Source organism: Paenibacillus guangzhouensis (assembly GCF_009363075.1).
GTDB classification, from domain to species: domain Bacteria; phylum Bacillota; class Bacilli; order Paenibacillales; family Paenibacillaceae; genus Paenibacillus_K; species Paenibacillus_K guangzhouensis.
In genome coordinates this window covers 3,855,285-3,880,119 of the sequence record NZ_CP045293.1, presented here as the reverse complement: position 1 = coordinate 3,880,119, position 24,835 = coordinate 3,855,285, and the positions used below count along the sequence as shown (strand labels likewise).

The following is a 24,835-nucleotide window of genomic DNA, read 5'->3' as shown; positions in this document are numbered from 1 at the left end:
TTAGAATCCGGACAGGAAACGCGAGTATTCAATCATTTGTTTAACAGAAGGCCGGATCTTATTCTCTTTCAGTGGCGTATTGTCATTCTTGGATGGCTTTGAATTCACTTCCAGCAACCAGATATGTCCCGAAGTATCCAGTGCAAGGTCAATCCCGAGTTCACCGAAGTGTGCAGGGATGAAATCGTCAACACCCTTGGCAATATCAAGCGCTGCTTTATGAAGTCGAACATGGGCATCGCCTTTGTTGCCGGGTGGAAGATTGGATTTCCCGACCGCTTCTTTCACCGTGCTCAGCGTTCCGCCTCGTGCAAGATTGGATACAAAGTGATGATCTCCAGCCGTTCGAGCGACAATGGAAGTAACTTGCCACTTGCCCGTAGCATTCTTCTGCACTAAGGCGCGGAAGTCAATGGGACGTTTGGTGTTCTCAATGAGATGGAGTCCTTGCTGCATTTGATATCGCGTTGTTTTCATTTTGATGGAGAGGCTGGTGAACAATTTCATCAGCGAGGGATAGGTTGCTCGGCGAGTCCCGTTCATCGTTGCATAATGGGCCTGGTAGACGACCCCGCCTTGTTGCTTGCTTACACGGATGATTCCTTTCCCGAGACTCCCGCGAATGGGCTTGAGGAACACATGACTATATTTGGAGCACATGCCCTTCAATCCCGCGAAATTGCGCAGCATATGGGATTCTGGTAGGAATCGCTGTAAGGAAGCGTCTTTGCGAAGGGCCTCGAAAACTTCTGACTTATCGAGAAATTTCTCATTGAAGAAAGGCGTTTTGTAACGGGATTTTACTTCTTTCAGAAAATGCTGTACGCTAGGTTTGTTCTCAAATTTTCTGGATGTAAGACGGTTGTTGATGACATCCCCAATGGGAAGGATCGCTTTCTGCCAACGGTCATGATAGACCCAGCCTTGAAGTTGATTTGTGCTCGAGCCGATGTGATCCGGCGTGAAGAAATACACAAAAGCACCCTGAACACGACAGGCGTCGACGAGTTCTTTGCAGAAGCCCGTGATGGTGCCAAAGGGTTTATCCGGGTTCTCGGAATAATCACGGCTGATCAACACGCTGATCAGTGGCCCCATCCTGAGTACTCCGCTCTTGTAATTCAATCGAAGTTGAACACCTGAGAACAGCCCTGTTTTGCGCGCCAAAGAGGGATGGATCCGGATTCCGTCGTACTTTGGTACGGGTATGACTTTCACGTGTTGTCTGAATGAACCGAAATGGAGCATCAAGTATTGATGGGTAGGGATTTTCCACTGTTTGATCGTACTTTCCCCAATCATGAGCACATCTTCTTGTATGATGCTGGAGCTGGTCACCTGGATGGGGAATTTGCTTTTAGACATTGTGGAGCTCCTCTCAACTACAACGTATTGGGACTAGAGTGGCCTACTGTACTACACTGCATAGATTCATCATATGAGGACATATTTCCCTTGGTGATTGACCCACTAATGAAAAACAAATAAACCAACAAGAAATGGGGGAGCTATATGCAGACATGGTTGTATATTCTAATTAGTATTTCGGTTGCTGCCTTCGTAGGGGGGCTGACGAATCATTTTGCCATTAAAATGTTATTTCATCCAAGGAAGCCCATGTATATTGGGAGTTGGCGCATCCCGTTCACGCCAGGATTAATTCCGAAGCGCAAAGAAGAAATTGCGGGTTCCCTTGGTGAAATTGTCTCAGATTACCTCGTCACAACGGATGGTCTGAAGGAGATGCTGCAAAAGCCGCATTTTCGAGACCAAATTGAGAACAAATTAATAGAGGGTATTCAGCGACTAGCTCAAGATGATAGGACGGTCAAAGAACTCGCGCTTCACTACATGTCAGAAGAAGCGTGGGAAGCCTACAAAGATCGAACCGTACTCTGGCTGCAGGGCGCGGTGGATCAAGGTATCGCGTGGGCATGGAATCGGTATGAATTGGCAGATAAGCCACTGCAGGAACTCATTCCAGGTTGGTCGCCAGAGCTGATGACGCGGTGGTCCGATATGGCGGCGGAAGGCATCATGAACGCAGTGCGTGAAGAGATTACTTCACTGCAAGGGCAGCGGATGTTAAGACGTGTTGCTTCGGGGCTCGTGAGCCAGTCTGGCGGCTTCTTAGGCGCGATGGCCTCTATGTTCATGGATGAGGAGAAAATCGTTCAGAAAATTACGCCTGTATTGGTCGAGCAATTAGAATCTGAGCATGTAAAGGTGATTCTAAGCACGAAGATCGAGCGCAAGCTCGAATCATTGTCGACCATGTCTCTTGATCAGGCTCTTCGTTCCATGGCAGGCGAGGATGGATTGAACTGGTTATCACGTTATGCCCAGAACATGTTACAATGGAAAGCGTGGGCACAGCAGGTGGAAGAAATACATATCGGCTCGCTTGTCAGTCGATTTGAAGAGCGTCTGACGTCTTTCGTCCCTCGCGTTGTTCAGGTGGCGCTAGGAATGTTGGAACGCAACATGGCGAATATCGTCAAGTCGATTCAATTGCCTCAGCTCGTTCGCGAGCAGGTTGAGCGGTTCCCAATCGAACGCTTGGAGCAGATCATTCTCAGTGTGTCGGGACGTGAATTTCAGGCCATTACCTGGCTTGGCGCACTGCTCGGCGGTATTATTGGGTTATTCCAGGCGCTGTTCATGCTGTGGTTAGGATGATAGCAATAAGTGCGAGTTCAAAAAGACGGCATTTTAGCACCTGAAAGTTTTCTATGAAAACTAGCATCGTAAGCATATGCTCTTCGAAGGTGAACGCAAGATTCGATGTCGATTAATTGAACAACCTTTATAAGGGAGAGAAGAAGAATGAATGTATATGATAAAGCACATGAGCTTGCAAAAGCGTTGAAAGATTGCCCTGAAGTGGCAGAAGTGAAGAGCATGATGAATTTGATCGCAGCGGATGCGGATAGCAAACGTATGTTGGACGAGTTCCGTGCGAAGCAAGCTGAGATGCAGCAGAAAATGATGACTGGCGATATGCCGAACCCGGAAGAGATGGAGAAGATGGAGAAAATGTTCGAGCTGCTCCAGATGAACCAGAACATTAGCCGTTTGTTCGATGCAGAGCGTCGCCTAAGTGTCATTATTGAAGATATTAACAAAATCGTGCTGCAAAACTTAGAATTCCTATATCAATAAAAGATCACGATCGCCGAATGTTTTTTTCGAACTCCTTTGCATGTTGTCATATTTCGATTCTTCCTCACATAGGGTGAAGAATAGGACAAACATGCAAAGGAGTTTTTGCGTATGCGTACGTGGAACATCACAAAATCAATTATATATTTGGGCGCTGCACTCGGCATGCTGCTCTTCGCGTGGCCGAAACTTCATCTATTATTGTCGTGGTCAGCAGGTACGGTATTCGTCTATGTCTGGCTCATATTTGCATTTTTAATCATCTTATCACAGCTTCATTATCTGCTTCTAACGAGCGAGAAGCAGGAGGAGAAGATCGCGCGTCTACGAAGATATCGCCGGTTGCAATGGCAGCAGAAGTTGACGCAGTCCCTCGAACGGAAGACACGTGTCCGAGGAGAATGATACGATCCTGGTTAAGCGTGTTACAGGATGAAGGCATGGGCTTAAGAGGCAACTCTTATGGCTTATGCTTTTTTTGTTAAGTAGCGACTGGAATAGCGAGAAAAATTTCGATTTGAATCAAGATGAAGCGATTCATATCGAAGATTTAGCGATCGCGGCGAGTGATCTTGTCGAAGTGTCCCGGTAGAATTTTCCAAGCTTTTGTCGAACGATATTTGGGCCCTCGGAACTGAAACTTTCTGGTAAAAAGAACGTCTATATCCATGCTTTGCAAAGCAGACCAGTGAATGGGGGAGGTTCGCAACATATGCGAAGATGGACAACAGCTATATTAACGTTCATGTTAGTTTCCGTAAGTTTCTCAAATCACGTATCAGCAGCTGCAGAGACGACATTAGACAAGTATCAAATTCTGAAGGATAAGGGGATATTCACGGGATTTTCGGACGGCAGCGCACGACTGAATGAAGAAATGTCACGCGAGCAATTCGCTGCCGTCTTATTCCGATTAATGGACTTGAAGCAAGTCCAAGGTTCACCGAGCTATAACGATGTCCTGAAGACACGTTGGTCCTATGGATACGTAGAGGCAGCGACGCAAGCAGGTCTCATGAAGGGCCTCGGCGCAGGCAAGTTCGGACCTACGGCGCCAGTAACGGTCGAACAGCTTGCTACGATGCTTGTGCGTGCCTATGGCATCGAAGGGTCGACCACCAACGGTGTTGGGGGGAAGGTATCTTCTTGGGCACGCAGTACGGTAGCTGTCGCACTCGATAAAGGCATTATTCCGATTATGTACGATTACACGGGAAATGCGACCAGAGCGCTGCTCGTAGATGCTACGTATGCCGCATACAAGAAAATGGCAGAACCGGAGTATAGACCGCTGAAGGTCAAATCGCTAGATGTCGTTTCGAATACGAAGCTGGTCCTGAACCTGAATGAAGCAGTATCTGTTATTAAGCCGGACAATATAACGATTCGCAAAACCTATGGCAATAGTAAGCTAACCGTTCGCCAAGCTGTTCTTAGCAGTGACGGGAAGAAGGTTGAGATTATTACCGATCCGCAAGAAGGCTCCACGCAATACACACTCACAGTGGATGACAATACGAAGCCATTCGTCTCGCTTGCTGTAGACACCACGAAGCCTCGCATTATTGAATTCCATACTGCTTCGAACTATTGGCTGTCCATTACTTTCTCCGAGCCTGTCGATCTTAGCTCCGCGACAGACTTATCCAACTACTCCGTGAATAACAATCTTTATCTCTATCGCGCAGAGCTCTCGAATGACGGTCGTACCGTTACGATTCAGACTTCCGAGCAGAAGTCGAATACACGCTATACCTTTGTCGCTTATCGCGTTGCGGATAAGGCAGGCAATACGCTGGATCCGGTGAACTTCAGCTTCGGTGAAGATGATGATCGGTCGGCGCCCGCTGTTAACAAGGTGACCTCTGATTCGAATACAGTAACCCTCTGGTTCGACGAACGCCTGGACCGGGGAACCGCGGAAGATAAGTACAATTACAGCATCAATGGGGATCTGGGTTATCCAACACGCGTTAGCTACAATGATTCCAACCAATCCGTCACGCTAACGACACCTGATCAGGTAAATGGGAAAGTCTACACGGTCACGATGAAATCTATTGAAGACCGTTACGGGAATAAGATTAAGAACCCAACGAAGGTTAATTTCACAGGTGTAAATGATGATGCTTGGATGACATTAAATGTACAGAGCATCCGGGCTATCGATTGGAACACACTTGAAATCCGTGTGGACGATCCGCTTACCACTGCTGATCTTGCACAATTGAACGTCGTCATCAATCGGGATAATGGGAACGGCGTCTCGATGTCAGGATGGCAGTCTTATGTCACGCAGCCGGACAGCCGGACGATTCGCGTGCAATTCAGAACGGCAGATAACGGGAACCCGAATCTCTTCCGTGAGCAGCATACGATCCAAGCCTCCGTCTATGGTCTGCCGAACCTGAATACGCGGAATCAAGCGAACGTGAAATCGTTCTCTGGCACGGATTACGCAAATACGATTCCGACGATCAAGCAGGTGAAGGCGCTCGACCAACGTTCCGTCTTGGTGCAGTTCAGCGAGTCGGTGCGTAATGTGTCGCGTGATGGATTCATCATCAGAGATGCGAAGGGTGGGTATGTGACCATCAAATCCGATTCCATCAACAATCGCAATAAAGTGGTCGATGAAGTTGTCCTTTATCTGGATTCGCCAACCGATTGGGATATCTACACGATGACATTTACGGGGAGCGTGACGGATGCAGCAGGCTGGAACAGCATGAAGGTGACCGATGGATCGAATCCTTACAGTGTGCAGTTCCAAGGCATTGGCGACAATAACGCAGCGCCGCGTATTACAGGCACGTCTTCGACAGATCCGTATAATATTACCGTGCAATTCAGTGAACCGGTTCGGAATGCTGAGAAAGGTCCTTATACGCTATGGAGCGAGGAACGAAAAGCATTGGATCTTAAATCGGGCGAAAATGCTGCCTTCGAAGTATCAGAAGATCGCACGAAGCTCTATATCCATTTGTTTGCCGACAAGGTGGATGGGTTGAAGAAAAATGATGATTATAAGCTCATCTATAACGTGGCATCCGGTCAGATTGCGGATGATCAAGGAAAAGGGTACGACCCGGGACAGGGGGTAAATGAGTCGATCTTCAAAGCGAAAGGGACGAAGCATGAAGCGCCTTATATCGAGAACGTCGGCGCAGAGGGCACGAAAATTGTACTAACCTTAAGCGCACCGCTCCAAGGGTACAAAGGATCAGCTGATGATTTTGAGATCGTTGTGGACGGGGAGCGCTTGACGCCTACGGCAGGCGACATCTCGAAAGACGGCAAGACGATTACGTTGACGGTAGATCGGATGAAAAAGCGCGATTACGGGCAAATTCGGGTGACGGATCAAGGCGCGGGGCGTCTGCTCGATGTGAACCAGGTTGGTATGGACAAACAATGGGTGAGCTTCCGCACCAAATAATACAGTGAGGATGCAGGTGTAAAAAATCGCATTCGGATGCTATACTAGAGAAATAGTACAGATTCGGATTCGAGGTGATACAGCGTGGATTTTCATGAAGAGACACTCACAAAACACGAGCTATTGCTACAGCATATCGAAGGGCTGAAGATTGGGTCCAAAATATCGGTGCGAAAGCTCGCCAAAGAAATGCAGGTCAGTGAGGGGACCGCGTACCGCGCCGTAAAGGAAGCAGAAAATATTGGTTACGTCTTAACGAAAGATCGGATTGGGACGATTCGGGTCGACAAGGCTTCACGCCGTCATTTATCCGAGCACTTAACTTTCGAAGAGGTCGTCAAAATCGTTGGCGGCCATGTCCTTGGAGGCTCCAAGGGACTCGTCAAGCCGCTCCATAAATATGTGATCGGTGCGATGGAGCTGGAAGATATGCTCGGCTATATTGACGCGGGAAGCCTGTTGATCGTCGGGAACAGGCAGAGTGCACATCGCTTAGCCTTGCAGCAGGGCGCAGGGGTCCTGATTACAGGGGGCTTTGAGGCGAGCCGCGAGGTGAAGCTGATTGCCGATGCGCTCGATCTGCCGATTATTTCCTGCAAGCATGATACATTTACGGTCGCATCACTTATTAACCGTGCGATCTATGACCGATTGATCAAGAAGAAGATTATGCTGATCGAGGATATCGTTGAACTTGGCAAGAAAGTCAATGCGCTTAAATCACATAGTACCATTCGAGATTTCCAAGAGCTTCGTGAACGGACAGGACAATCCCGGTTCCCCGTGGTCGATGAATGGAACCATGTCATCGGGATGATTACGTACAAGGATATTTCCGTTCTAGAACCGGATCACGTGATCGACAAGCATTATACGCGTAATCCGATTACGGTGACGATGAGCACGTCTCTGGCAACCGCTGCCCATATGATGGCGTGGGAAGGCATCGAAGTGCTGCCGATCGTCGATCGTAATCGCAAGCTGCTCTCGACCGCGACACGGAAGCAGGTTCTGCAGGCGATGCGGGATTCGCAGAAGCTGCCGCAGCTCGGGGAGACGTTCGACGATCTCATCTGGAGCCACTTCGAGGAGGAGCGGGATGAGCAGAACAAGCTGTACTTCCGCGGTCAAGTCACGCCGCAGATGTCGAGCCATCTGGGATCGCTCTCCAAAGGGGTATTTACGACCATTGTTACCCAAGCGGTATACCGCTTCATACGCGATGAGCGGAATATTGATCACGTGGTGGAGAATATGACATTCTACTTCTTGAGACCGGTTCAGATTGAGAAAGAAATGACGGTTCGCGTCGAGATGATCGAGGCAAGCCGGCGCTTCTGTAAGGTGGATGTCGTCGTGACGTGTGACGATCAGATTGTCTGCAAATCGATGATCACAGCGCAAGCTTTTGGTGAGGCTTGAGTTGAATAAAATATAGGATAGGAGTGCAGCTCAATGCGCGTAAGCGCGGAAGGCTGCATTTTTTATTGTTGTTGATTCTAGGAGGATGTTTTATAATTCAGGCAAATCGATGTGTTGAAATCGCTTACGAAAGTAGGTCCAGCATGAATACACTGAAGCATATGCGGCATATTGTCGGTAAAATTATTTTTCCTACATCTATCAAAGGCAAGTTAACTAATGTTCTGCTCCTGAGCTCGCTCGTGCCTCTTCTGCTCATTGGCATGATATCTTACATGTCTATGCATTCCATTCTTGAGAAGAAGATTACGAGCGGTATCCATAGCAATCTGAAGCAGGTGCGTATATCGCTTGAGAGTGTGCTGAGTAACCTGAACTATGCATCACAACAGCTCGCCTTCGATGGCCGTGTAGGGAAAAATATATACAAATATCTCTCCAATGAACACCCTTACGATCGTAAAGTACTTGCTGGCGAGATTGAGACGGAAATGAATTTGCTCACATCGACCAATCCGAACATTGGCCTCATGTTCTATTACTTCACGGGAGCCAATCAGATCTTGTTCCCGAACCTACAAGTGAAAGAGGGATTCAATCCAGATGCGCTGCCCAAGTTCACGAAGCTGCATGGATTAACGTATTACGGCCCCCATCAGACGTATAATGCGCAGTTCAATCGTACAGTCATGTCACTTACCCGCAAGATTGACGTGCCGGATCTGGATCAATTGTATATCTACATGGAGACGGATAATCGTCTCGTGGACATGATCTTTAATAAATTGCAATATGGGATGAGCGTATCGCATCTCATCATTGATACGGACAATCGAGTCGCGTATAGCGAGGACCTGGATTCGTTTCCGATTGGCTCGGAAATCGTGCTGCCTGACGAGCATGAGAACCGGTTGCGAGTTGGGGGCAATTACATATTCGACGAGTCCAGCAATCAAGGCTGGCGCGTCGCAGCGGTAATTCCGCTTGAGTCCTACAAACGTGAGATTTTGAATTGGTTTCTTCTCTTTGTACTTGTTGCAATCGTATCCCTCGGTATTAGTTTGGCGTTTGCTTGGCTTATCCGCCGTACCGTGACAAGGCCACTAACCGGTCTGAATCGTGAGATCCGTTCCATGGAGCATAATCAATTCGTAACGGAGCTGCAATTAACAGGGACAGATGAGTTTGATTACTCGTTGCGACGGTTTCATGGGATGAAAACGACGATTATGGAGCTGATCGAAAATATTAAGTTAAGTGAGCGGAACAAATCGCGGCTTGAGGTAGAGAAAATGATGTCGCAAATTAATCCTCATTTCGTGCATAACACCCTCGATACCATTCGATGGCAGGCGAGAATGAACGGACAAGAGGATATTGACCGGATGATCTCATCGCTCAATCGCGTGCTTCATTACAATTTAGGCAAAGGGGAGACGGTATCCATCCGGGAGGAACTTGAAGCACTGAAGGATTATATCGTTCTCCAGGAAATTCGGTATCAATTCCACTTTGATATTCGGATTTCGGTGGAGCCGGATCAGCTAGAGAGCCGGATTCCTCGGTTCATGCTTCAGCCTCTTGTCGAGAATGCACTATATCACGGTATTCGTGATGACGGATTTATTCGCGTGGATATTAGTCTCGTCGAAGAGGAGCAGATCCGTATTGTGGTCTCGGATGACGGGGTTGGCATGACGCCTGAGGAACAGGAGCAACTGCTCGACGAGAACTGCCAGGATCGTAAACGACGAGGTCTTGGCATCGGGATTCCTTATGTCGTCCGAACATTGAAGTATCAGTATGGTGACGATGCCTCGATCCACATCAGGAGTAAGCGTGATGAAGGGACAAGCATTATCGTTACGCTTCCGCTAAACGTTACAGGAGAGGGGTATGGACATGCGCGTATTAATCGTGGAGGATGATAGGCTCGTTCGTAAAGGCTTCATCTCATTGATGCCATGGGACCAATTCGGGATGCAGATCATTGGTGAGGCTGGAAATGGTGAAGATGCGCTCGAATTTCTAGCAGATCATGAGATTGATCTCTTGATCACGGACCTTGCGATGCCGCGTATGAATGGGATTGAACTCATTCGAATCGTACGGGATCGGTATCCCCGAATCTGGACGGTCGTTCTAACCTTTCATCAGGATTTTGAGTATATACAAGAGGCGCTGCGGCTCGGTGCGATTGATTATATTGCGAAGACTGAGCTTCAGCAGGACAAGATGGAAGAGGTATTGCAGCGAATCGTACAGCGTATCGGATTTGATAAGTCTCACCAGGCACAAGTGCCTGATTCGCAGCATACACATACAACCGCTGCAGAGCGTGCGATTGTATGGATGGCGCAGCCCTTCAGTGAAGAGTTCTCGATACAACCGACCTTTGCTGGGGAACCGGTTGAAGAGTACGCATCGGGAATTTGGGTGCGACTTAAGCCTAATCATCTATCATTCGACGACATAGAGAAGGAACTGCAGAAGGATCCTTTCCTTCGGGATGGCGTCATCATGCTGCTTGAAGATATCAACGGTAAAGAATTAAGATCCGTGGTCAGCGGACTGCGTCAATATCGAGAACGATTCATGTTCTATGCGTGGGATGAGCGCGAGGGACGGATTTGGAGAGAAAGCTATGACAGTCTCTTGCAAATGTCAGAGCACAAGCAGGTCACAGATGAGGAAATGCAGCGCCTTAAGAATTCCTGGTCCAGCCTGCACTGGGTGATTCATGACGAGCAATATGAAGATCTGATCGCTGAATTGCAAGAAATCAAAATCGAACCTTCGCAGCTCGACATGTTATTCATCGCGGCAGCGACCCGTTGGGAACGTATTGTGCCTGAGGGATTGTGGGATTCATCCGTACATACGAAGGGCTCATGGTCGGAATGGAAATCGTGGTTAGATCAATTACGCTCGGTGCTGGCCGGGTATCTATTCAAACCGACGTTCTCGGAAGAAGTCGTCTCTTGTGTATGGAAGGCGTGCGAGAGCATTCATCGGGATTTAAGCCGCAGCATTACGCTAAGAGAAGTGGCCTTGGAAGTGAATTTGAGTCAGAGCTATTTAAGCCAGTGCTTCCGCGATATCGTGGGCACTTCATTCAATGATTATGTGCGTCAAGCAAGAATGGACTGGGCGAAGAAGCTGCTGCTGGATACGAACAAGCCTATCTATTGGATTGCGGTTCAGACGGGATATATGAACGAGAAGTATTTCAGCCGTGTGTTCCGGGAACAGACGGGGATGCTGCCCAGCATTTTTCGGTCGATTCAAGCGGAGCACAAATGAATAGGTGTAGTACAGCCCGGAAGATTTTTCTCCGGGTTGTTTTGTCGTGTTGTGATCATTTAAGTTGTCAAGGTATAAAAGGATTGAAAATAAAGGGCAGATTTGATGCGACAATCGAAGAAATGTCTGCACATGAAGTTGAATTAACGTACGAATTGTCCCTTTCTTTGCAACAGATTGTGCACCTTATCTTTGTACCATCCAGATACAATAAGTATACGGTATGCGAAGGCATCCGGAATGCTCGAAGCACGGTTTAATCATGTAAGCGTAAACAAAATAGGTAATGGGGGAACTTTCATGAAAAAATGGTTGATTGTATTGCTTGCAAGCGCAATGGTCATTGTGAATGGATGTGCGAGTACGGAGAAGAACGAAGCGGAGCCCGAGCAAGAAGCAACAAATGCCGTACCAGCTGATCCTTATTACAAATATCCCGAGACAGTCACGCTAACGGTCGCGAAGCCGCTCAATCCAGAGGATAAAAGCCTTCCGTCAGGCGACACGGTAGATAACAACCAATTTACGCGCTATATCTTCGATAAGACAAACATTAAATTCGACTATAGTCTAACCGCAAAATCCGGCGATCCTTTTACACAGAAAGTTCAAGTTGCTATTGCGAGTAATGACATTCCAGATGTCATGGTCGTTGGCGAGAAAGAACTCCGTCAGATGGTCGAAGCGGACCAACTCGAGGATTTGACACAGGTCTATGAGAAATACGCTTCCCCTCAAGTAAAAGATTTCTACGCAACGACAGAGGGTAAAGCTCTTAAAAAAGCTACGTTCGACGACAAATTAATGGCGATACCGAATATCGTGCCGCAGGGGGATGCACCGTATTTCTTATGGATCCGCCAAGATTGGTTAACGAAGCTCGGACTTGAGCAGCCGAAATCCATCGATGATATTGCGGCAGTCGCCAAAGCATTTATTGAGAAGGATCCGGATGGAAATGGCAAAGCGGATACGATCGGTCTTCCAGGTTCGCCTGTTGATCTGGTGTACGGCGATAACGCTTTTGCATCGATATTCAGTTACTACGGAGCGTATCCAAAATATTGGATGAAGGATGCAAGCGGAAGTGTTGTGTACGGATCAATTCAGCCGCAGGTCAAAGACGCGTTAGCGAAATTGCGTGAATGGTATGCCGCAGGTCTAATTGACCAGGAATTCGCGCTTCGGAAGGAAGCTTATGAGCTTACGTCTGGCGGGAAATCGGGCATGTTCTTCGGGCCATGGTGGATGCCGTGGGGGCCGCTCGGCGATGCGGTGAAGAATGATCCGAAATCCGAGTGGATTGCGCTAGCTGCTCCGCTGACGGCGGACGGGAAGTTCAACACGCATACCGTTCCCGTAAGTAATTCATTTGTTGTCGTCAAGAAGGGAATTAAGCATCCGGAGGCTGTGATGATTGCGGTAAATACGACAGTTGCGGGAGAACGCGGCACGGATCCTGATGCGAAGAAGTTGGATAATCGAGTCAATCCTGGATTCTGGCCGCTGCGCGTTGTTATTGAGAATGCAGATACCGTGACCAGGAAACATGACATGTTAGTAAACACGATCGCAGGCAAGATGAAGCCGGAAGAGATGATTCCGGAGATGCAAGAGATCTATGCGAAGGCAAAAGAAAATAATTATGATCCGGCCAAGGACTTAGGATCATGGCAGCCTTACTATTCTTACACCGTAGGCAGTGATCCGCTAAATGGTCCTCTGAATGCAGCGGAGAATCTATTTACATCCATTACGAAGACGATGGAACTCAAGAATGCGACATTGGACAAGATGGAGAAAGAAACTTATCTGAAAATCATTATGGGCAAAGAGCCGCTTGAGGCATTTGATACGTTCGTAGAACAGTGGAAGAAGCTTGGCGGAGAGCAGATTACGAGCGAAGTGAAAGAAGCATTAGGAGAATAGATCGCATGGGGCGGCGAGTTACCGATCAAGGTAGCTAACCGCTCCCCGTTTTTATGATTGCATGAAAGGAAGAGATCACATGAAAAAACAACCCTTTGCGTTCCACTACCATCTGATGCTCTTGCCAGGAATTGTACTGCTCATTTTGTTCAGCATTGTTCCCATGTTTGGCATTACCATTGCTTTTCAGAATTTTAAACCTGGGCTTGGATTTTGGCGATCGGAATGGGTCGGATTTGATAATTTCAAATATTTGTTCGAGCTGCCGGATAGTCGGATTATCTTGTTTAATACGTTGTTCATCGCGATTGGGAAGATTATTGCCAACATGATCGTCCCGGTTGTCTTCGCGTTGTTGCTGAATGAAGTAAGGACGGCTTGGCTGAAACGCAGCGTGCAGACGATCGTATATCTGCCGCATTTTCTATCTTGGGTTATTCTAGCAGGCATCCTCTCGGATTTACTCTCCATGGATGGACTGATTAACCAAATGATCGGCGCATTCGGTGCCAAACCGATTATGTTCCTAGGAAGTAATAGCTGGTTTCCGAGCATCGTGATTGGCAGTGATGTGTGGAAGGAGTTCGGCTTCGGGACCATTGTATATCTCGCAGCGCTGACAGGAATCAATCCATCACTATACGAAGCGGCGGCGATCGACGGCGCGACACGGATGCAGCAGCTTCGCTACATCACGCTGCCAAGTCTTAAACCGACGATAATCCTGCTTGCAACACTTAGCCTCGGCAACGTACTGAATGCAGGTTTCGACCAAATATTCAATTTGTACAACCCGCTTGTCTATGACTCGGGTGACATCATTGATACGTATGTTTATCGGGCCGGACTGCTCCAAGTACAATATGGACTCGCGACTGCTGTGGGGCTGTTGAAGTCGGTCATTAGCTTTGTTTTGATTATCATTTCTTACGTGCTGGCGTCCAAGTTCGCCAATTATCGTATTTTCTAAGAGGGGAGACAACAACTATGGTCAAAAATCGAACGCTGTTCTCGCGGACGGCTGATGGTATCATCCTTGCGCTGCTCGTCCTCTCGTCGATCTTATGTATTTTTCCGATTTGGTACACCATTGCTGTTTCTTTTAGTGATAAAGCGGCTGTAGCTGGTGGATTAGTGACCTGGCTGCCGGTCGATTTCACGCTTTCTTCCTACAAGAAAATTTTGCAGGAACAGGCTTTCTTCACCGCATTCGGCGTCTCCATTCAACGCGTTATTCTTGGCGGCATCCTGAATTTCGTCATTTGCGTCTTAATGGCCTATCCCTTATCCCGCCAATCGTATCAATTTCGTTATCGGAATGCGTATATGTGGTTTCTTGTGTTCACGATGCTCTTCAGTGGGGGCTTGATTCCTTGGTTCATGACGATTAAATCCTACGGATTATTAGATACGATTTGGGCCTTAGTTCTTCCCGGAGCGGTGCCTGTATTTAACGTTATTCTTCTGGTGAATTTCTTCCGCAGCACGCCGAAGGATCTCGATGAAGCGGGAATGATGGACGGCGCAGGGCCTTGGTATATGCTGCTAAAAGTATACTTGCCGTTATCTGTGCCTGTACTTGCGACAATTACACTGTTCAGTATTGTCATGCACTGGAATTCCTTCTTCGACGGTCTCATTTTGATGAATAAGCAAGAGCATTATCCGCTTCAAACGTATATACAGCAATTGGTTGTTCAGATCAATACCGATAACATGACAACGGAAGAGCTTCGTCAGATGGCTCAACTATCCAACAAGACACTCAATGCGGCGAAGATTGTTATCTCGATGATCCCCATCTTAATCGTGTATCCGTTTTTGCAGCGGTTTTTCATTCACGGCATCATGCTTGGTTCCGTTAAAGAATAATTTACATAAGGGAGGAACACACAGATGAATATATCTGAGCAGACTTTTATTGAATTTGGTGATACAACTTGGAAGGTAGAACTATATCCGAATGGATTAATACACAAGCTGCGATTTCTGTCAGACGGCGAATGGGTGCATGTTGATATTAGAGAAGGAGTTTATGCTGGGATCCGCTGGTGCGGTGAGTGGAACGACAGCAAACATGTAGCTGAGCTGTCATTCGCTTCGCAGGATGAGCATGGGGTGATGTTCTCGGGCACGCTGGGGGAACTGCAGCTTTCCCTTCGATATCATAGCGCGAACGGGAATTTCACGGTGACGGCAACGGTCAAGCATACCGGGCGCATTCCGTTCCAGCCGGTATCTCTAGGCCTTTTGATGGGACTCGATACATACATGGAAAAGTATCCGGACTGGGATCGGAAATGTTTTCCAACACTGCTTCGCTCGGAGCGAAATCATTTCTGGGGCTATTGTATGCGTCCGGACGGGCGGATTATTGGCGTAGGTTCGCCGGATCCGATCGCATCATGGCACTTGGAATACAATGTAGGTTACTCGGAAGGTCCGTTCGAATGGGGTGGACATCGCGTGGAGTCGTTTGTGCTGGATCTTTTGCACGCCCTACCCTTGCCAGAACGGCATCCACAATCCCTATATCAGCTTCTTCCTGGTGAGGAGAAATCGTGGACCATTCATATGGTATCGATGAAAAGCTTAGAAGATCTATCCTCCACGTTGGCACCGATATGCACGGCACCGTTCATTGAAATGGATCGGACGACCATCGCTGCCGGTGAAACGGCGCAGCTCAAAATACATTCATTAGAGCCTGTCACGGTTCGCCTGGTCATGCCGGATGGACAGCAGTTGACGGTTCAACCTGATTCCCTAGGTCCAAATTTATATGGATTCGATGTGCAAGGGAACGGCAAATATGGCTATATCAAGGTATATGCCCGGAACGAATCAAGACGGCAAAGCGAAGCCATTCTAGCTGTGCGTCCTTCTTGGTTATGGTTCATGGAGCGGGCGCGCGAAGCTGCGTTAATATTCCCGCAAAGGGCGACTTCACATTGCGAGAGCTGGTACGGCATGTATACCCTTTATTTGGCTGAGAGGTATACAGCAGATCAGGATAAGCTGGATCAGACGGAGAAAATAATGGATAAGATTTATCCTCTGATGTTCGATATGGAAAGTCATGAGCCGCTGCTGGCGAAGCATCGTATCCAAAATGTCAGTTCCATGATCGGTGTTCTTGTGGATCGGTACGAAGCGACAGGCGAAATTTCAGCTTTGGAGAGGGCTTCGGATCTGGCAGACTGGATGATCGGGAACGCGCAAGATGCCGACGGTTCTTATCGTGCAAGAAGGACGCATTATACGTCGGTTATATATCCGGCGAAAAGCATTATGGAGCTAATTCAGGCGGAGAAGTCGCTGAAGGAGCGGGATCCGGAATGGAAAGAAAGGTACGATAGACACTGGGCATCGGTACGTAAGGCGATGGATGAGCTTGTCCGTGCGGATGGGAACATTGATACCGAAGGAGAATTAACGTACGAGGACGGCATGATTGCATGCAGTGCGCTCCAACTCGGGTTATTTGCACTGATGCAGGAATCGAGAGAACAGCGCATGATCTATCAGGAGATGGCGATTAAGATGTTATCAGGACATGATTGTCTGACGAACCTCGTCATTCCAGATGCGCGTCAGCGCGGTGCAACAAGACGATTCTGGGAATCGCAATATGACGTCGCAATTCAGCCGAATATGTTGAATTCGCCGCATGGCTGGACGTCCTGGCGGATTTATGCGACTTGGTATGCGTATCTGCTGACTGGCGAAGTGTCCTATTTGGTGCAGACGATGAATGCGATAAGTACGGTCGTTCAAGCTGTAGATATGAACACAGGGGAATTACGGTGGGCCTTCGTTCCCGATCCGTATATCCATGCTCGTCAGATCAGCGAACAGCTGAAATTGCCGGATGCGGGCAAGGCGGATCAAGGGCATCATCATACCCTTCAGTATGCATCGCAATCGTTCATTCTAGGTGAACAATACATCGGCATGATCTCGGATTGGCATGAACGCAACTTGCAGGACAACGATGTGCATGAGCACTTTAAGTGTCTGGAAGAAGTTGTGCTCGGCAAAGCATACGCAGCCTTAGACGAAGAAGGTCAATGGTTGACTTGGAACTGCAGAATGGATGATTCGGAAGGCGTGATCGCGATTAAGCCGACGGAGCCGCATGTGCGTTTAATTCATGTGAATGCCTCTGGCATCCGGGTGCGTGCCGACTTTGATGACCGTCATCAGATTTGGGTTGATATCCAAGGTCCGTGCTGGATACAGGCAGATGGTCAACGAATAGATCAATTATTTTTGTAATGATAAATAACCCTCCTGTTCTGACATCGGATGAAGATGCGAACAAGAGGGTTATGGTTCGTTAGACGGCAGTTAGGCGTTATTGTTCATTTTGTTGAAGTGGCTATGGTTCCGCAGCCCGGCATAAATGTTGAAGCACCCGAGCAGCAAGAATAATGCACCGATCACGACGCGCGTCGATGAACCGCTGAACATGAACAATTGGATGACAGCGAGCAGAATCAGCATGGAGCCAAGGCTTATATTCATTCGCGCCCCGTATAGGCCACGCTGCGCGGGTTCTTTGGATCGATGCGATTTCCAGCTGTTGAATACGGAGAAGCCAAGCGATACAGCGAGTAGTGCGTATAGGACGAGGAGAATCGTTCCCGTCATAGGTCATGCAGCCCCTTTCTCGATAAATATGTATACGTTCATAATTGGTTCGTGACAACCTCTCATGGCTCCGTTCATTGTAACATATTTCCTCAAGGGATATCATGGCGTTTTGCGTCGACCCAAATTTGTAACAATCCGTTATTTACGAGCATGGTTCGGATTTGAATTTTGAAATCTTGATCGTGGATATCTTTATAGACTTTATCTTTTAAGAGTTCGCTTGCGAATCTCGCATCCTGACTGATTTTGAACATATCCCGGCCTATGAATACCTCTAAGTCGTCTCGAATTTTTTTCTTAAGTTCGTTTTCGATTTCTGGATCAAGCTTGTCTTTGTCGTTTGCCTTCTCAATGATGAAAATTTGGATATTGCGGATGGACGTATGCTGGTTCTTAAATTTGCTGTTGAGCGAGGAGATATCCTTTTTATATTGATCATTCTCGGCTTGCAGATCGCTAATTTTATTCGTAAGCTGTGTCATTTGAAGATGGAAGAAGCCGTTATACACCGCACTGCCCACGATCATCCCGCAGAGGAAGATGGCAAAAGAGTGCATCAGATGACGATATCGGCTAAAGGGCGGCACTCGCATTGCGATCTAACCTCGCTCCCGGCAGATCCAAGCTACAAGCTCTGTTGCGAGGTGTGCGCCTAGAAAGGCACAGATAATATAGAGGATTTGCTTGACCGCAGGGGATATATTACCGAGGTAGAAATTGCTCTCGATGACGCGCAGCGGGTCAATGGTGCCGCCAACAGCAGCGGCAAGCGCCCATATTTTAAGTGATTTGGCGACGTTCAGCATCGTAAGCGTTGGCGGCTGCAAGGCAATGACAGCCCCGATGCCGCCGAGCATGGCACCGCCGAGTACAATGCCAAAGGCGATGAAGAAATCGAGAATTGCTTTGGTTGCGAAGGATTCCATCATAATTTCGGCTCCTTTCCTCTCTGTTTGCGCTCTGTTATCGTGTATACTTAGATATATGGGTGTTGTCCAAGGATTAGACTAGAAAGAGAGGACAGGCGATGAGCGGATTTGTACATTTGCATGTTCATAGTGAATATAGCTTGCTGGACGGTGCGGCGCGGATTGACAAGATGGTCGAACAAGCTGCTAGGCTTGGCATGAAGTCGCTTGCCTTAACGGATCACGGCGTGATGTACGGTGTGGTTCCTTTTTATAAAGCATGTGTTCAGCATGGCATCCAGCCGATCATCGGCTGTGAAGCGTATTTGACGACGAGCTCGATGAAAGATCGCGGGACGCGTCAGGAGAACCCAATCTATCATCTGATATTGCTCGCCAAAAATGAACAAGGGTACCGGAATTTGATGAAGCTGTGTTCCCTCGGCCATTTAGAAGGATTTCATTACAAGCCTCGCATCGATCTTACGGTGCTAAGGCAGTATTCGGAAGGGATTATCTGCCTAAGTGCTTGTCTTGGCGGAGAGATTCCGCAGCATTTATTGCATGGTCGGCATGAGGAAGCGAAAGCCTCCGCTTTGCGATATAAAGATATTTTCGGGGAAAATTTCTATTTGGAACTTCAAGACCATGGGATTGCCGAGCAGAAACGGGTGAATCCACAGTTGATTGCATTAAGCGAAGAGACGGGCATACCGCTCGTCGTAACGAATGATGTGCACTATATTGCGCCGGAAGATGCGGCGATGCAGGATGTCCTGATTTGCATTGGGACAGGCAAGACCGTCGACGCCGAAGATCGGCTACGGATCACAACGGATCAGCTGTATTTGAAAAGCGGTGAGGAAATGGCTAGATTATTTCCTCATGTTCCGGAGGCGATTGCCAATACGGCGAAGATTGCGGAGAAATGCGCGGCGTTGAAGTTAGAATTTGGTCGTTCGATCCTGCCGGCCTTCCAGCCGATTCCTGATGGGATCACTGCCGGCGAATATCTGGCAGAGCTGTGTGAAGAAGGTTTGGAGCGGCGGTATGGGTCGCTGCCGGTCTGGGAGGACTCTTCGTATCGGGAGACGGTGTGGCAGCGGCTTCGTTATGAGCTAGAGACGATTGGCCGAATGGGGTATTCCGACTACTTCCTGATCGTCTGGGATTTCATTCGGTTCGCCCACGAGAACGGGATTGCGACAGGGCCGGGACGTGGATCTTCAGCGGGCAGTTTGGTTGCATACGTGCTGAATATTACCGATGTCGATCCGATCAAATATAAGCTGTTGTTCGAGCGGTTCTTGAACCCGGCGCGGGTATCCATGCCCGATATCGATATCGATTTTAGTGATTTGCGGCGGGATGAAGTTATCGATTACGTCGTCCGCAAATACGGCTCGGAGCATGTAGCCCAGATCATTACGTTCGGTACGATGGCTGCGCGCGCAGCGGTAAGGGATGTCGGACGTGTGCTGAACTTGCCATTCGGGGAAGTTGACCGCGTGGCCAAGATGATCCCGAATCAACTTGGCGTGACGATCGAAGAGGCCTTGCGTCTGAACCCGGATTTAGCAGCGCTTCAGGAACGAAATGAACGGGTTATGGAATTGGTTCAAATGGCGATGAAGGTAGAAGGGATGCCACGCCATGCTTCGACACACGCTGCAGGGGTTGTCATATCCGAGGAGCCGCTTACGCATTATGTTCCGCTGCAGGAAGGGTCGGAGACGACAGCGCTGACACAGTACTCCATGGAAAATCTAGAGGCAGTTGGTCTCTTGAAAATGGACTTTTTGGGTCTGCGCACCCTCTCGATTATTGAGCGGACGCTCGCATGGATTCAGGAAGAGACGGGACAGACGATAGATTTCCATGAGGTACCGGATGACGATCAGCTCACTTACACGATGCTAGGACATGGCGATACGACAGGCATTTTCCAGATGGAGTCCGCCGGCGTGCGCCGCGTGCTCAAAGAATTGAAGCCGTCGGAGTTCGAAGACATTGTCTCCGTCCTGGCGCTATATCGTCCAGGACCGATGGAATTCATTCCAAAGTATATTCAGGCCAAGCACGGGCAGATTGAAGCGGAATATCCGCATCCTTCGCTCGAACCGATCCTGAAGGATACGTATGGGATTATCGTCTATCAAGAGCAGATCATGCAGATCGCATCGCAGATGGCAGGGTTCACGTTAGGCGAAGCGGATCTATTGCGTCGTGCGGTATCGAAGAAGAAGCGGGAAGTGCTCGACGAGCAGCGTGCGCATTTCGTATCCGGCAGCACCTCGGAAGGGTTCACGGAAGAGGAGGCGAACCATGTCTACGACATGATTGTTCGCTTCGCTGATTACGGATTCCCGCGTGCGCATGCGGCAGCTTATGGTGTATTGGCGTTCCAGACCGCCTACTTAAGAGCGCATTATCCGGTACAGTTCATGGCTTCCATGCTCGCGTCGGTCATGGGGAATCATCGAAAGGTCGCGGAGTATGTGGATGCGTGCAAGCATATGGGCATTGATGTGCTGCCGCCGGATGTGAACGAGAGCGGCGTGTTATTTACGCCCGTCTCCTCGGAGGATGGTCGTCGAGCGATTCGTTTTGGCCTTGCGGCGATTAAAAATGTCGGAACGCAGGCGATTGAGAGCATTATGAAGGAACGAGAAGAACGTCCGTATGACAGTCTCATCGATTTCTGCCGTCGGATCGATCTGCGCGTGTGTAACAAGCGGGTGCTGGAGTCGCTGATCCAAGGCGGCGCGCTCGATTCGCTGCCAGGGCACCGGGCGCAGCTTATCGCCATGCTCGATGAGACCGTGGAAGCTGCGGTGAAATGGCGCAAAGAACGGGACGATCTCCAAATTCAGTTATTCGGGTTCATCGAAGTGAACAACTGGTCCATTGAATACCCAGAGATTCGTCCTTATACGATGACGCAGCAGCTAGAGTTCGAACGGGAGCTGCTCGGATTATATATTTCAGGTCATCCTCTCGATGATCATGATGAGATGCTGTCGAAGCTGGAGCTTGATCGGCTCATGGACCTCACGGAAGCGCCGGACGAGAGCGAAGTGGTCGTCGCGGGTATGGTCGTATCGCTGAAGCAAATCTCGACCAAGCAAGGGAAGATGATGGGCTTCATGGAGCTTGAGGACCGTATCTCGCGGACGGAAGTGGTTCTCTTCCCAAAGGTATGGGAACGATGCCATGACTTGATCGACAAAGGCGCCCTGCTCGCGGTTCGTGCCAAGCTGCAGCAGCAAGACGAAGACTTCAAGCTGCTGGCTGACGACGTCGCGCCGCTTAACGAAGGCGCGATCCAGGCTCTGCTGCGGCGCCGCAGGCCGCAGCAACAGCGCGAGCTGCCTGCCGCTGGGCGGCCAGGCAGCAGCAGCGCGCCGCGCGCAGGCGCCCCGCAAGGCGGCGCAGCGCAGGCGGCAACGTCCGCGCCGCGGCCGAGCGAAGCACCGGCGCGTGGCGCGGCAGGCAGACACGCGCGCCCGGGGCAGCGCGTGTACATCAAGATCGCCGCCGATCGCGAGACGGCGACGATCCTGGCGCAGCTCAAGGAGCTGCTGCAAGAGCATCCAGGACAGATGCCGACGGTCCTGTTCTATGAGCGGGAGCAGAAGGCGATCGCTTTGAGTGAGGCGTTCAACGCCAAGCCGTCGCCGGTTCTGATGCAGCAGGTGGAGGCGCTGCTAGGTCCCACCACCATCCGCATCAAGTGAGCGGCTTTCCATCACGAAGTATTTTCGATGAAGTCTTTTCGGCGTCGAATCTTGCGATCAAACTCGAAGTGCTTATGCTTTCGATGTATGTTCCTTCGGAACATTTCAGGTACTCATGTAGGCTCCTCCTACACTCCGTGCCTCCTTCTTCGCTTTCACGCAACCTTCTTGGCGCTGAAATGCCTTAGGGGCTTTTATCACGTAGGAAGTAGAACGTGAAATAACTGCAAAAAAGCAGTTAATTAGCGTGGAAGTAGCAAGTTGAGCACGAAATAACTGCAAAAAAGCAGTTAATGGCGAAGAAGTAGCAAGTTGAGCACGGAATAACTGCAAAAAAGCAGTTAATGGCGAAGAAGTAGCAAGTAGAACGTGAAATAACTGCAAAAAAGCAGTTAATTAGCGTGGAAGCAGCAAGTGTAGCGCGAAATAACTGCAAAAAAGCAGTTATTGGCGAAGAAGTAGCAAGTTGAGTACGAAATAACTGCAAAAAAGCAGTTAATTAGCGAAGAAGCAGCAAGTTGAGCACGAAATAACTGCAAAAAAGCAGTTAATGGCGAAGAAGCAGCGAGTTGAGCACGAAATAACTGCAAAAAAGCAGTTAATTAGCGTGGAAACAGCAAGTTGAGCACGAAATAACTGCAAAAAAGCAGTTAATGGCGAAGAAGTAGCAAGTAGAACGTGAAATAACTGCAAAAAAGCAGTTAATTAGCGTGGAAGCAGCAAGTGTAGCGCGAAATAACTGCAAAAAAGCAGTTAATGGCGAAGAAGTAGTAAGTGGAGCGTGAAATAACTGCAAAAAAGCAGTTAATTAGCGTGGGAGCAGCAAGTTGAGCACGAAATAACTGCAAAAAAGCAGTTAATTAGCGTGGAAGCAGCGATTAAGACGCACAGCGGTGTTCTTCCGCACCAAAAAACGAGCCAATAGACGTTTTTTGAAGCGAACAGGGCTTGAAGTCTTTAGAGTACAAGTGCGTCTCCAGCCTCTGACCCGCCGCGAGCATTCCTCCAGCAGCATAACCTGCAAGCTTATGGTTGCTCATCCTATATCCGGGAAATGCTGGTGATAAGCACCTTGAAAACGAAGCATTTTCTTTCATTATGAAAAAAATAAATTTTTACGTTTCTATGAACATTTGATCTTCCGTCTGCATACATTTAGGTTACACTCAAAGGACAGGTGGGAGATCGTATGTCATATGAAATCGTGGTAGAAATGCTGAAACGACGCGGAGTTACGATCCAATCGATTGCGGAAATAGTTCATAAGCTTCAGATTCCATATAACGCCAGCCTAACCATGAAAGATTGTGAAGATAGTGTCATTGCGGTATTGCATAAGCGGGAAGTCCAATATACACTGTATACCGGCATTGCTTTGGATGAACTCGCAGAACAGAAGAAGCTGCCGCAGCCATTGCAAGCAATTATGGAAGCAGATGAGTCCCTATTTGGTGTGGATGAGACACTTGCTCTCGGCATTACGAATGTGTACGGGATGATCGGGTTGACAAGCTTTGGTTACTTGGATAAAGAGAAAATTGGCATCATTCATCATCTGAATTCGAAGGGCGCGCATATTCACGTATTTTTGGACGATCTTGTTGCTGGTCTTGCCGCAGCGGCTTCTGCCAGAATCGCGCATGCCGACCCGAAAGCTATCGTATATCCACTGCATCCTCCCGGTGCCAACTAGATCGCATTCTTGATGTTAAAAAGGGAGTTATGTTATCATTATTGCATTAATTGGGCTAATTTGTGAGATTAAGGAGGACGAAGCGCATGTGGACGGTTATTTATATTGCTCCTACAGCGAAGATTGCAGACAGACTCAAGTCGAAACTGTCCGAAGAAGGTTTTTTGGTGCAAGTCCGCCCTATTAATCTATCGAAGCAGCAGTTTGAAATTTTAGTTCCTTCAGGCGAACTGGAGGAAGTGCAAGAAGTACTCAATTCCATTTTAAATTCGTAATTATGGTGATTCAAAAATACACCTTATGTCCACATCATCAAGCAATGGCTTGATGATTGGCGAATAAACTTACAACGTTACGCGGTCGCACACCTGTGGATTGCATCGATCTAAGTTTATCTCATCACGATGAATTTCCGAGAAGCTGATTCGGCATCGAATCTTGCATTCATCTTTTGAAGTCCGGTGCTCATTTAGGTTTTGCCTAAACTCCGCTCCTCTACAAGTTTTTCATAAAAAACTCGCTTCGGAAGCTTGGCTTCAGTTTCATGCAACCTAAGCTTATGCTTACGATGTAGTTTTCTTCGAAA

At 48.5% G+C, this 24,835-nt stretch carries 19 protein-coding genes; 15 read left to right on the top strand and 4 right to left on the bottom strand.

What is annotated here, in order from left to right:
* The gene (locus tag GCU39_RS17335; protein ID WP_152394667.1) at positions 1 to 1,365 is read right to left on the bottom strand and encodes a YheC/YheD family endospore coat-associated protein; all 1,365 of its coding nucleotides are present in this window, start codon (positions 1,363 to 1,365) and stop codon (positions 1 to 3) included.
* A gap of 147 nt (positions 1,366 to 1,512) precedes the next feature.
* On the opposite strand from GCU39_RS17335, the gene GCU39_RS17330 reads away from it, so the two are divergent.
* The 12 genes from GCU39_RS17330 (at position 1,513) to GCU39_RS17280 (ending at position 17,533) form a co-directional block, all read left to right on the top strand.
* Positions 1,513 to 2,679, top strand: coding sequence for a DUF445 domain-containing protein (locus GCU39_RS17330; RefSeq protein ID WP_152394666.1), 1,167 nt, complete (start codon positions 1,513 to 1,515; stop codon positions 2,677 to 2,679).
* Positions 2,680 to 2,826: 147 nt separating this feature from the next.
* Complete coding sequence (locus tag GCU39_RS17325; protein WP_152394665.1) at positions 2,827 to 3,162, top strand: YlbF/YmcA family competence regulator; 336 nt, start codon at positions 2,827 to 2,829, stop codon at positions 3,160 to 3,162.
* A gap of 111 nt (positions 3,163 to 3,273) precedes the next feature.
* Entirely contained in the window at positions 3,274 to 3,567 is a 294-nt protein-coding gene (locus GCU39_RS17320) for a hypothetical protein (protein ID WP_152394664.1), read from the top strand.
* Positions 3,568 to 3,631: 64 nt separating this feature from the next.
* A complete protein-coding gene (locus tag GCU39_RS32320) occupies positions 3,632 to 3,754 on the top strand; it encodes a hypothetical protein (RefSeq protein ID WP_265333401.1) in 123 nt (40 codons plus the stop codon).
* A 120-nt stretch (positions 3,755 to 3,874) separates the two neighbouring features.
* Complete coding sequence (locus GCU39_RS17315; RefSeq protein WP_152394663.1) at positions 3,875 to 6,601, top strand: Ig-like domain-containing protein; 2,727 nt, start codon at positions 3,875 to 3,877, stop codon at positions 6,599 to 6,601.
* Between the two features lie 84 nt (positions 6,602 to 6,685).
* On the top strand, positions 6,686 to 8,023 hold the full coding sequence (locus GCU39_RS17310) for a DRTGG domain-containing protein (RefSeq protein WP_152394662.1): 1,338 nt from the start codon (positions 6,686 to 6,688) through the stop codon (positions 8,021 to 8,023).
* Positions 8,024 to 8,166: 143 nt separating this feature from the next.
* The gene (locus tag GCU39_RS17305; protein WP_152394661.1) at positions 8,167 to 9,951 is read left to right on the top strand and encodes a sensor histidine kinase; all 1,785 of its coding nucleotides are present in this window, start codon (positions 8,167 to 8,169) and stop codon (positions 9,949 to 9,951) included.
* Entirely contained in the window at positions 9,926 to 11,326 is a 1,401-nt protein-coding gene (locus tag GCU39_RS17300) for a response regulator transcription factor (protein WP_193726525.1), read from the top strand. The genes GCU39_RS17305 and GCU39_RS17300 overlap by 26 nt, the downstream gene beginning before the upstream one ends.
* A 300-nt stretch (positions 11,327 to 11,626) precedes the next feature.
* The gene (locus GCU39_RS17295) at positions 11,627 to 13,255 is read left to right on the top strand and encodes an extracellular solute-binding protein (RefSeq protein WP_152394659.1); all 1,629 of its coding nucleotides are present in this window, start codon (positions 11,627 to 11,629) and stop codon (positions 13,253 to 13,255) included.
* A gap of 79 nt (positions 13,256 to 13,334) precedes the next feature.
* Positions 13,335 to 14,225: an ABC transporter permease gene (locus GCU39_RS17290; RefSeq protein ID WP_152394658.1), complete on the top strand. Its 891-nt coding sequence runs from the start codon at positions 13,335 to 13,337 to the stop codon at positions 14,223 to 14,225.
* Between the two features lie 17 nt (positions 14,226 to 14,242).
* Positions 14,243 to 15,127 carry a carbohydrate ABC transporter permease gene (locus tag GCU39_RS17285; protein WP_152394657.1) on the top strand — a complete coding sequence of 295 codons (885 nt, stop codon included), beginning with the start codon at positions 14,243 to 14,245 and terminating at the stop codon, positions 15,125 to 15,127.
* A gap of 24 nt (positions 15,128 to 15,151) precedes the next feature.
* On the top strand, positions 15,152 to 17,533 hold the full coding sequence (locus GCU39_RS17280; protein ID WP_152394656.1) for a hypothetical protein: 2,382 nt from the start codon (positions 15,152 to 15,154) through the stop codon (positions 17,531 to 17,533).
* Positions 17,534 to 17,605: 72 nt separating this feature from the next.
* Here GCU39_RS17280 and GCU39_RS17275 read toward each other — a convergent pair whose 3' ends face one another.
* The 3 genes from GCU39_RS17275 to GCU39_RS17265 all read right to left on the bottom strand — a co-directional run bounded on the left by GCU39_RS17275 (position 17,606) and on the right by GCU39_RS17265 (position 18,837).
* A complete protein-coding gene (locus GCU39_RS17275; protein WP_152394655.1) occupies positions 17,606 to 17,908 on the bottom strand; it encodes a YtpI family protein in 303 nt (100 codons plus the stop codon).
* A 92-nt stretch (positions 17,909 to 18,000) separates the two neighbouring features.
* Positions 18,001 to 18,468, bottom strand: coding sequence for a sporulation membrane protein YtrI (locus GCU39_RS17270; protein WP_193726524.1), 468 nt, complete (start codon positions 18,466 to 18,468; stop codon positions 18,001 to 18,003).
* A gap of 42 nt (positions 18,469 to 18,510) precedes the next feature.
* Positions 18,511 to 18,837: a YtrH family sporulation protein gene (locus GCU39_RS17265; protein ID WP_152397300.1), complete on the bottom strand. Its 327-nt coding sequence runs from the start codon at positions 18,835 to 18,837 to the stop codon at positions 18,511 to 18,513.
* A 101-nt stretch (positions 18,838 to 18,938) separates the two neighbouring features.
* Between GCU39_RS17265 and GCU39_RS17260 the strand changes: the two genes are divergently transcribed.
* The 3 genes from GCU39_RS17260 to GCU39_RS17250 all read left to right on the top strand — a co-directional run bounded on the left by GCU39_RS17260 (position 18,939) and on the right by GCU39_RS17250 (position 24,524).
* Positions 18,939 to 22,556, top strand: a complete 3,618-nt coding sequence (locus tag GCU39_RS17260; protein WP_152394653.1) for a DNA polymerase III subunit alpha — start codon at positions 18,939 to 18,941, stop codon at positions 22,554 to 22,556.
* A gap of 1,189 nt (positions 22,557 to 23,745) precedes the next feature.
* A complete protein-coding gene (locus GCU39_RS17255) occupies positions 23,746 to 24,249 on the top strand; it encodes a phosphatidylglycerophosphatase A family protein (RefSeq protein ID WP_152394652.1) in 504 nt (167 codons plus the stop codon).
* Positions 24,250 to 24,335: 86 nt separating this feature from the next.
* The gene (locus GCU39_RS17250; protein ID WP_018756083.1) at positions 24,336 to 24,524 is read left to right on the top strand and encodes a hypothetical protein; all 189 of its coding nucleotides are present in this window, start codon (positions 24,336 to 24,338) and stop codon (positions 24,522 to 24,524) included.
* The last annotated feature ends 311 nt before the right edge of the window (positions 24,525 to 24,835 follow it).

Bases quoted from the DNA above. Each gene is read 5' to 3' on its own strand.
- GCU39_RS17255 (WP_152394652.1), top strand. From the start codon at position 23,746: ATGTCATATGAAATCGTGGTAGAAATGCTGAAACGACGCGGAGTTACG.
- GCU39_RS17285 (WP_152394657.1), top strand. From the start codon at position 14,243: ATGGTCAAAAATCGAACGCTGTTCTCGCGGACGGCTGATGGTATCATC.
- GCU39_RS17300 (WP_193726525.1), top strand. From the start codon at position 9,926: ATGCGCGTATTAATCGTGGAGGATGATAGGCTCGTTCGTAAAGGCTTC.
- GCU39_RS17335 (WP_152394667.1), bottom strand. From the start codon at position 1,365: ATGTCTAAAAGCAAATTCCCCATCCAGGTGACCAGCTCCAGCATCATA.
- GCU39_RS17330 (WP_152394666.1), top strand. From the start codon at position 1,513: ATGCAGACATGGTTGTATATTCTAATTAGTATTTCGGTTGCTGCCTTC.
- GCU39_RS17275 (WP_152394655.1), bottom strand. From the start codon at position 17,908: ATGACGGGAACGATTCTCCTCGTCCTATACGCACTACTCGCTGTATCG.
- GCU39_RS17325 (WP_152394665.1), top strand. From the start codon at position 2,827: ATGAATGTATATGATAAAGCACATGAGCTTGCAAAAGCGTTGAAAGAT.
- GCU39_RS17260 (WP_152394653.1), top strand. From the start codon at position 18,939: ATGAGCGGATTTGTACATTTGCATGTTCATAGTGAATATAGCTTGCTG.
- GCU39_RS32320 (WP_265333401.1), top strand. From the start codon at position 3,632: ATGCTTTTTTTGTTAAGTAGCGACTGGAATAGCGAGAAAAATTTCGAT.
- GCU39_RS17270 (WP_193726524.1), bottom strand. From the start codon at position 18,468: ATGCACTCTTTTGCCATCTTCCTCTGCGGGATGATCGTGGGCAGTGCG.
- GCU39_RS17265 (WP_152397300.1), bottom strand. From the start codon at position 18,837: ATGGAATCCTTCGCAACCAAAGCAATTCTCGATTTCTTCATCGCCTTT.
- GCU39_RS17315 (WP_152394663.1), top strand. From the start codon at position 3,875: ATGCGAAGATGGACAACAGCTATATTAACGTTCATGTTAGTTTCCGTA.
- GCU39_RS17295 (WP_152394659.1), top strand. From the start codon at position 11,627: ATGAAAAAATGGTTGATTGTATTGCTTGCAAGCGCAATGGTCATTGTG.
- GCU39_RS17280 (WP_152394656.1), top strand. From the start codon at position 15,152: ATGAATATATCTGAGCAGACTTTTATTGAATTTGGTGATACAACTTGG.
- GCU39_RS17250 (WP_018756083.1), top strand. From the start codon at position 24,336: ATGTGGACGGTTATTTATATTGCTCCTACAGCGAAGATTGCAGACAGA.
- GCU39_RS17290 (WP_152394658.1), top strand. From the start codon at position 13,335: ATGAAAAAACAACCCTTTGCGTTCCACTACCATCTGATGCTCTTGCCA.
- GCU39_RS17320 (WP_152394664.1), top strand. From the start codon at position 3,274: ATGCGTACGTGGAACATCACAAAATCAATTATATATTTGGGCGCTGCA.
- GCU39_RS17305 (WP_152394661.1), top strand. From the start codon at position 8,167: ATGAATACACTGAAGCATATGCGGCATATTGTCGGTAAAATTATTTTT.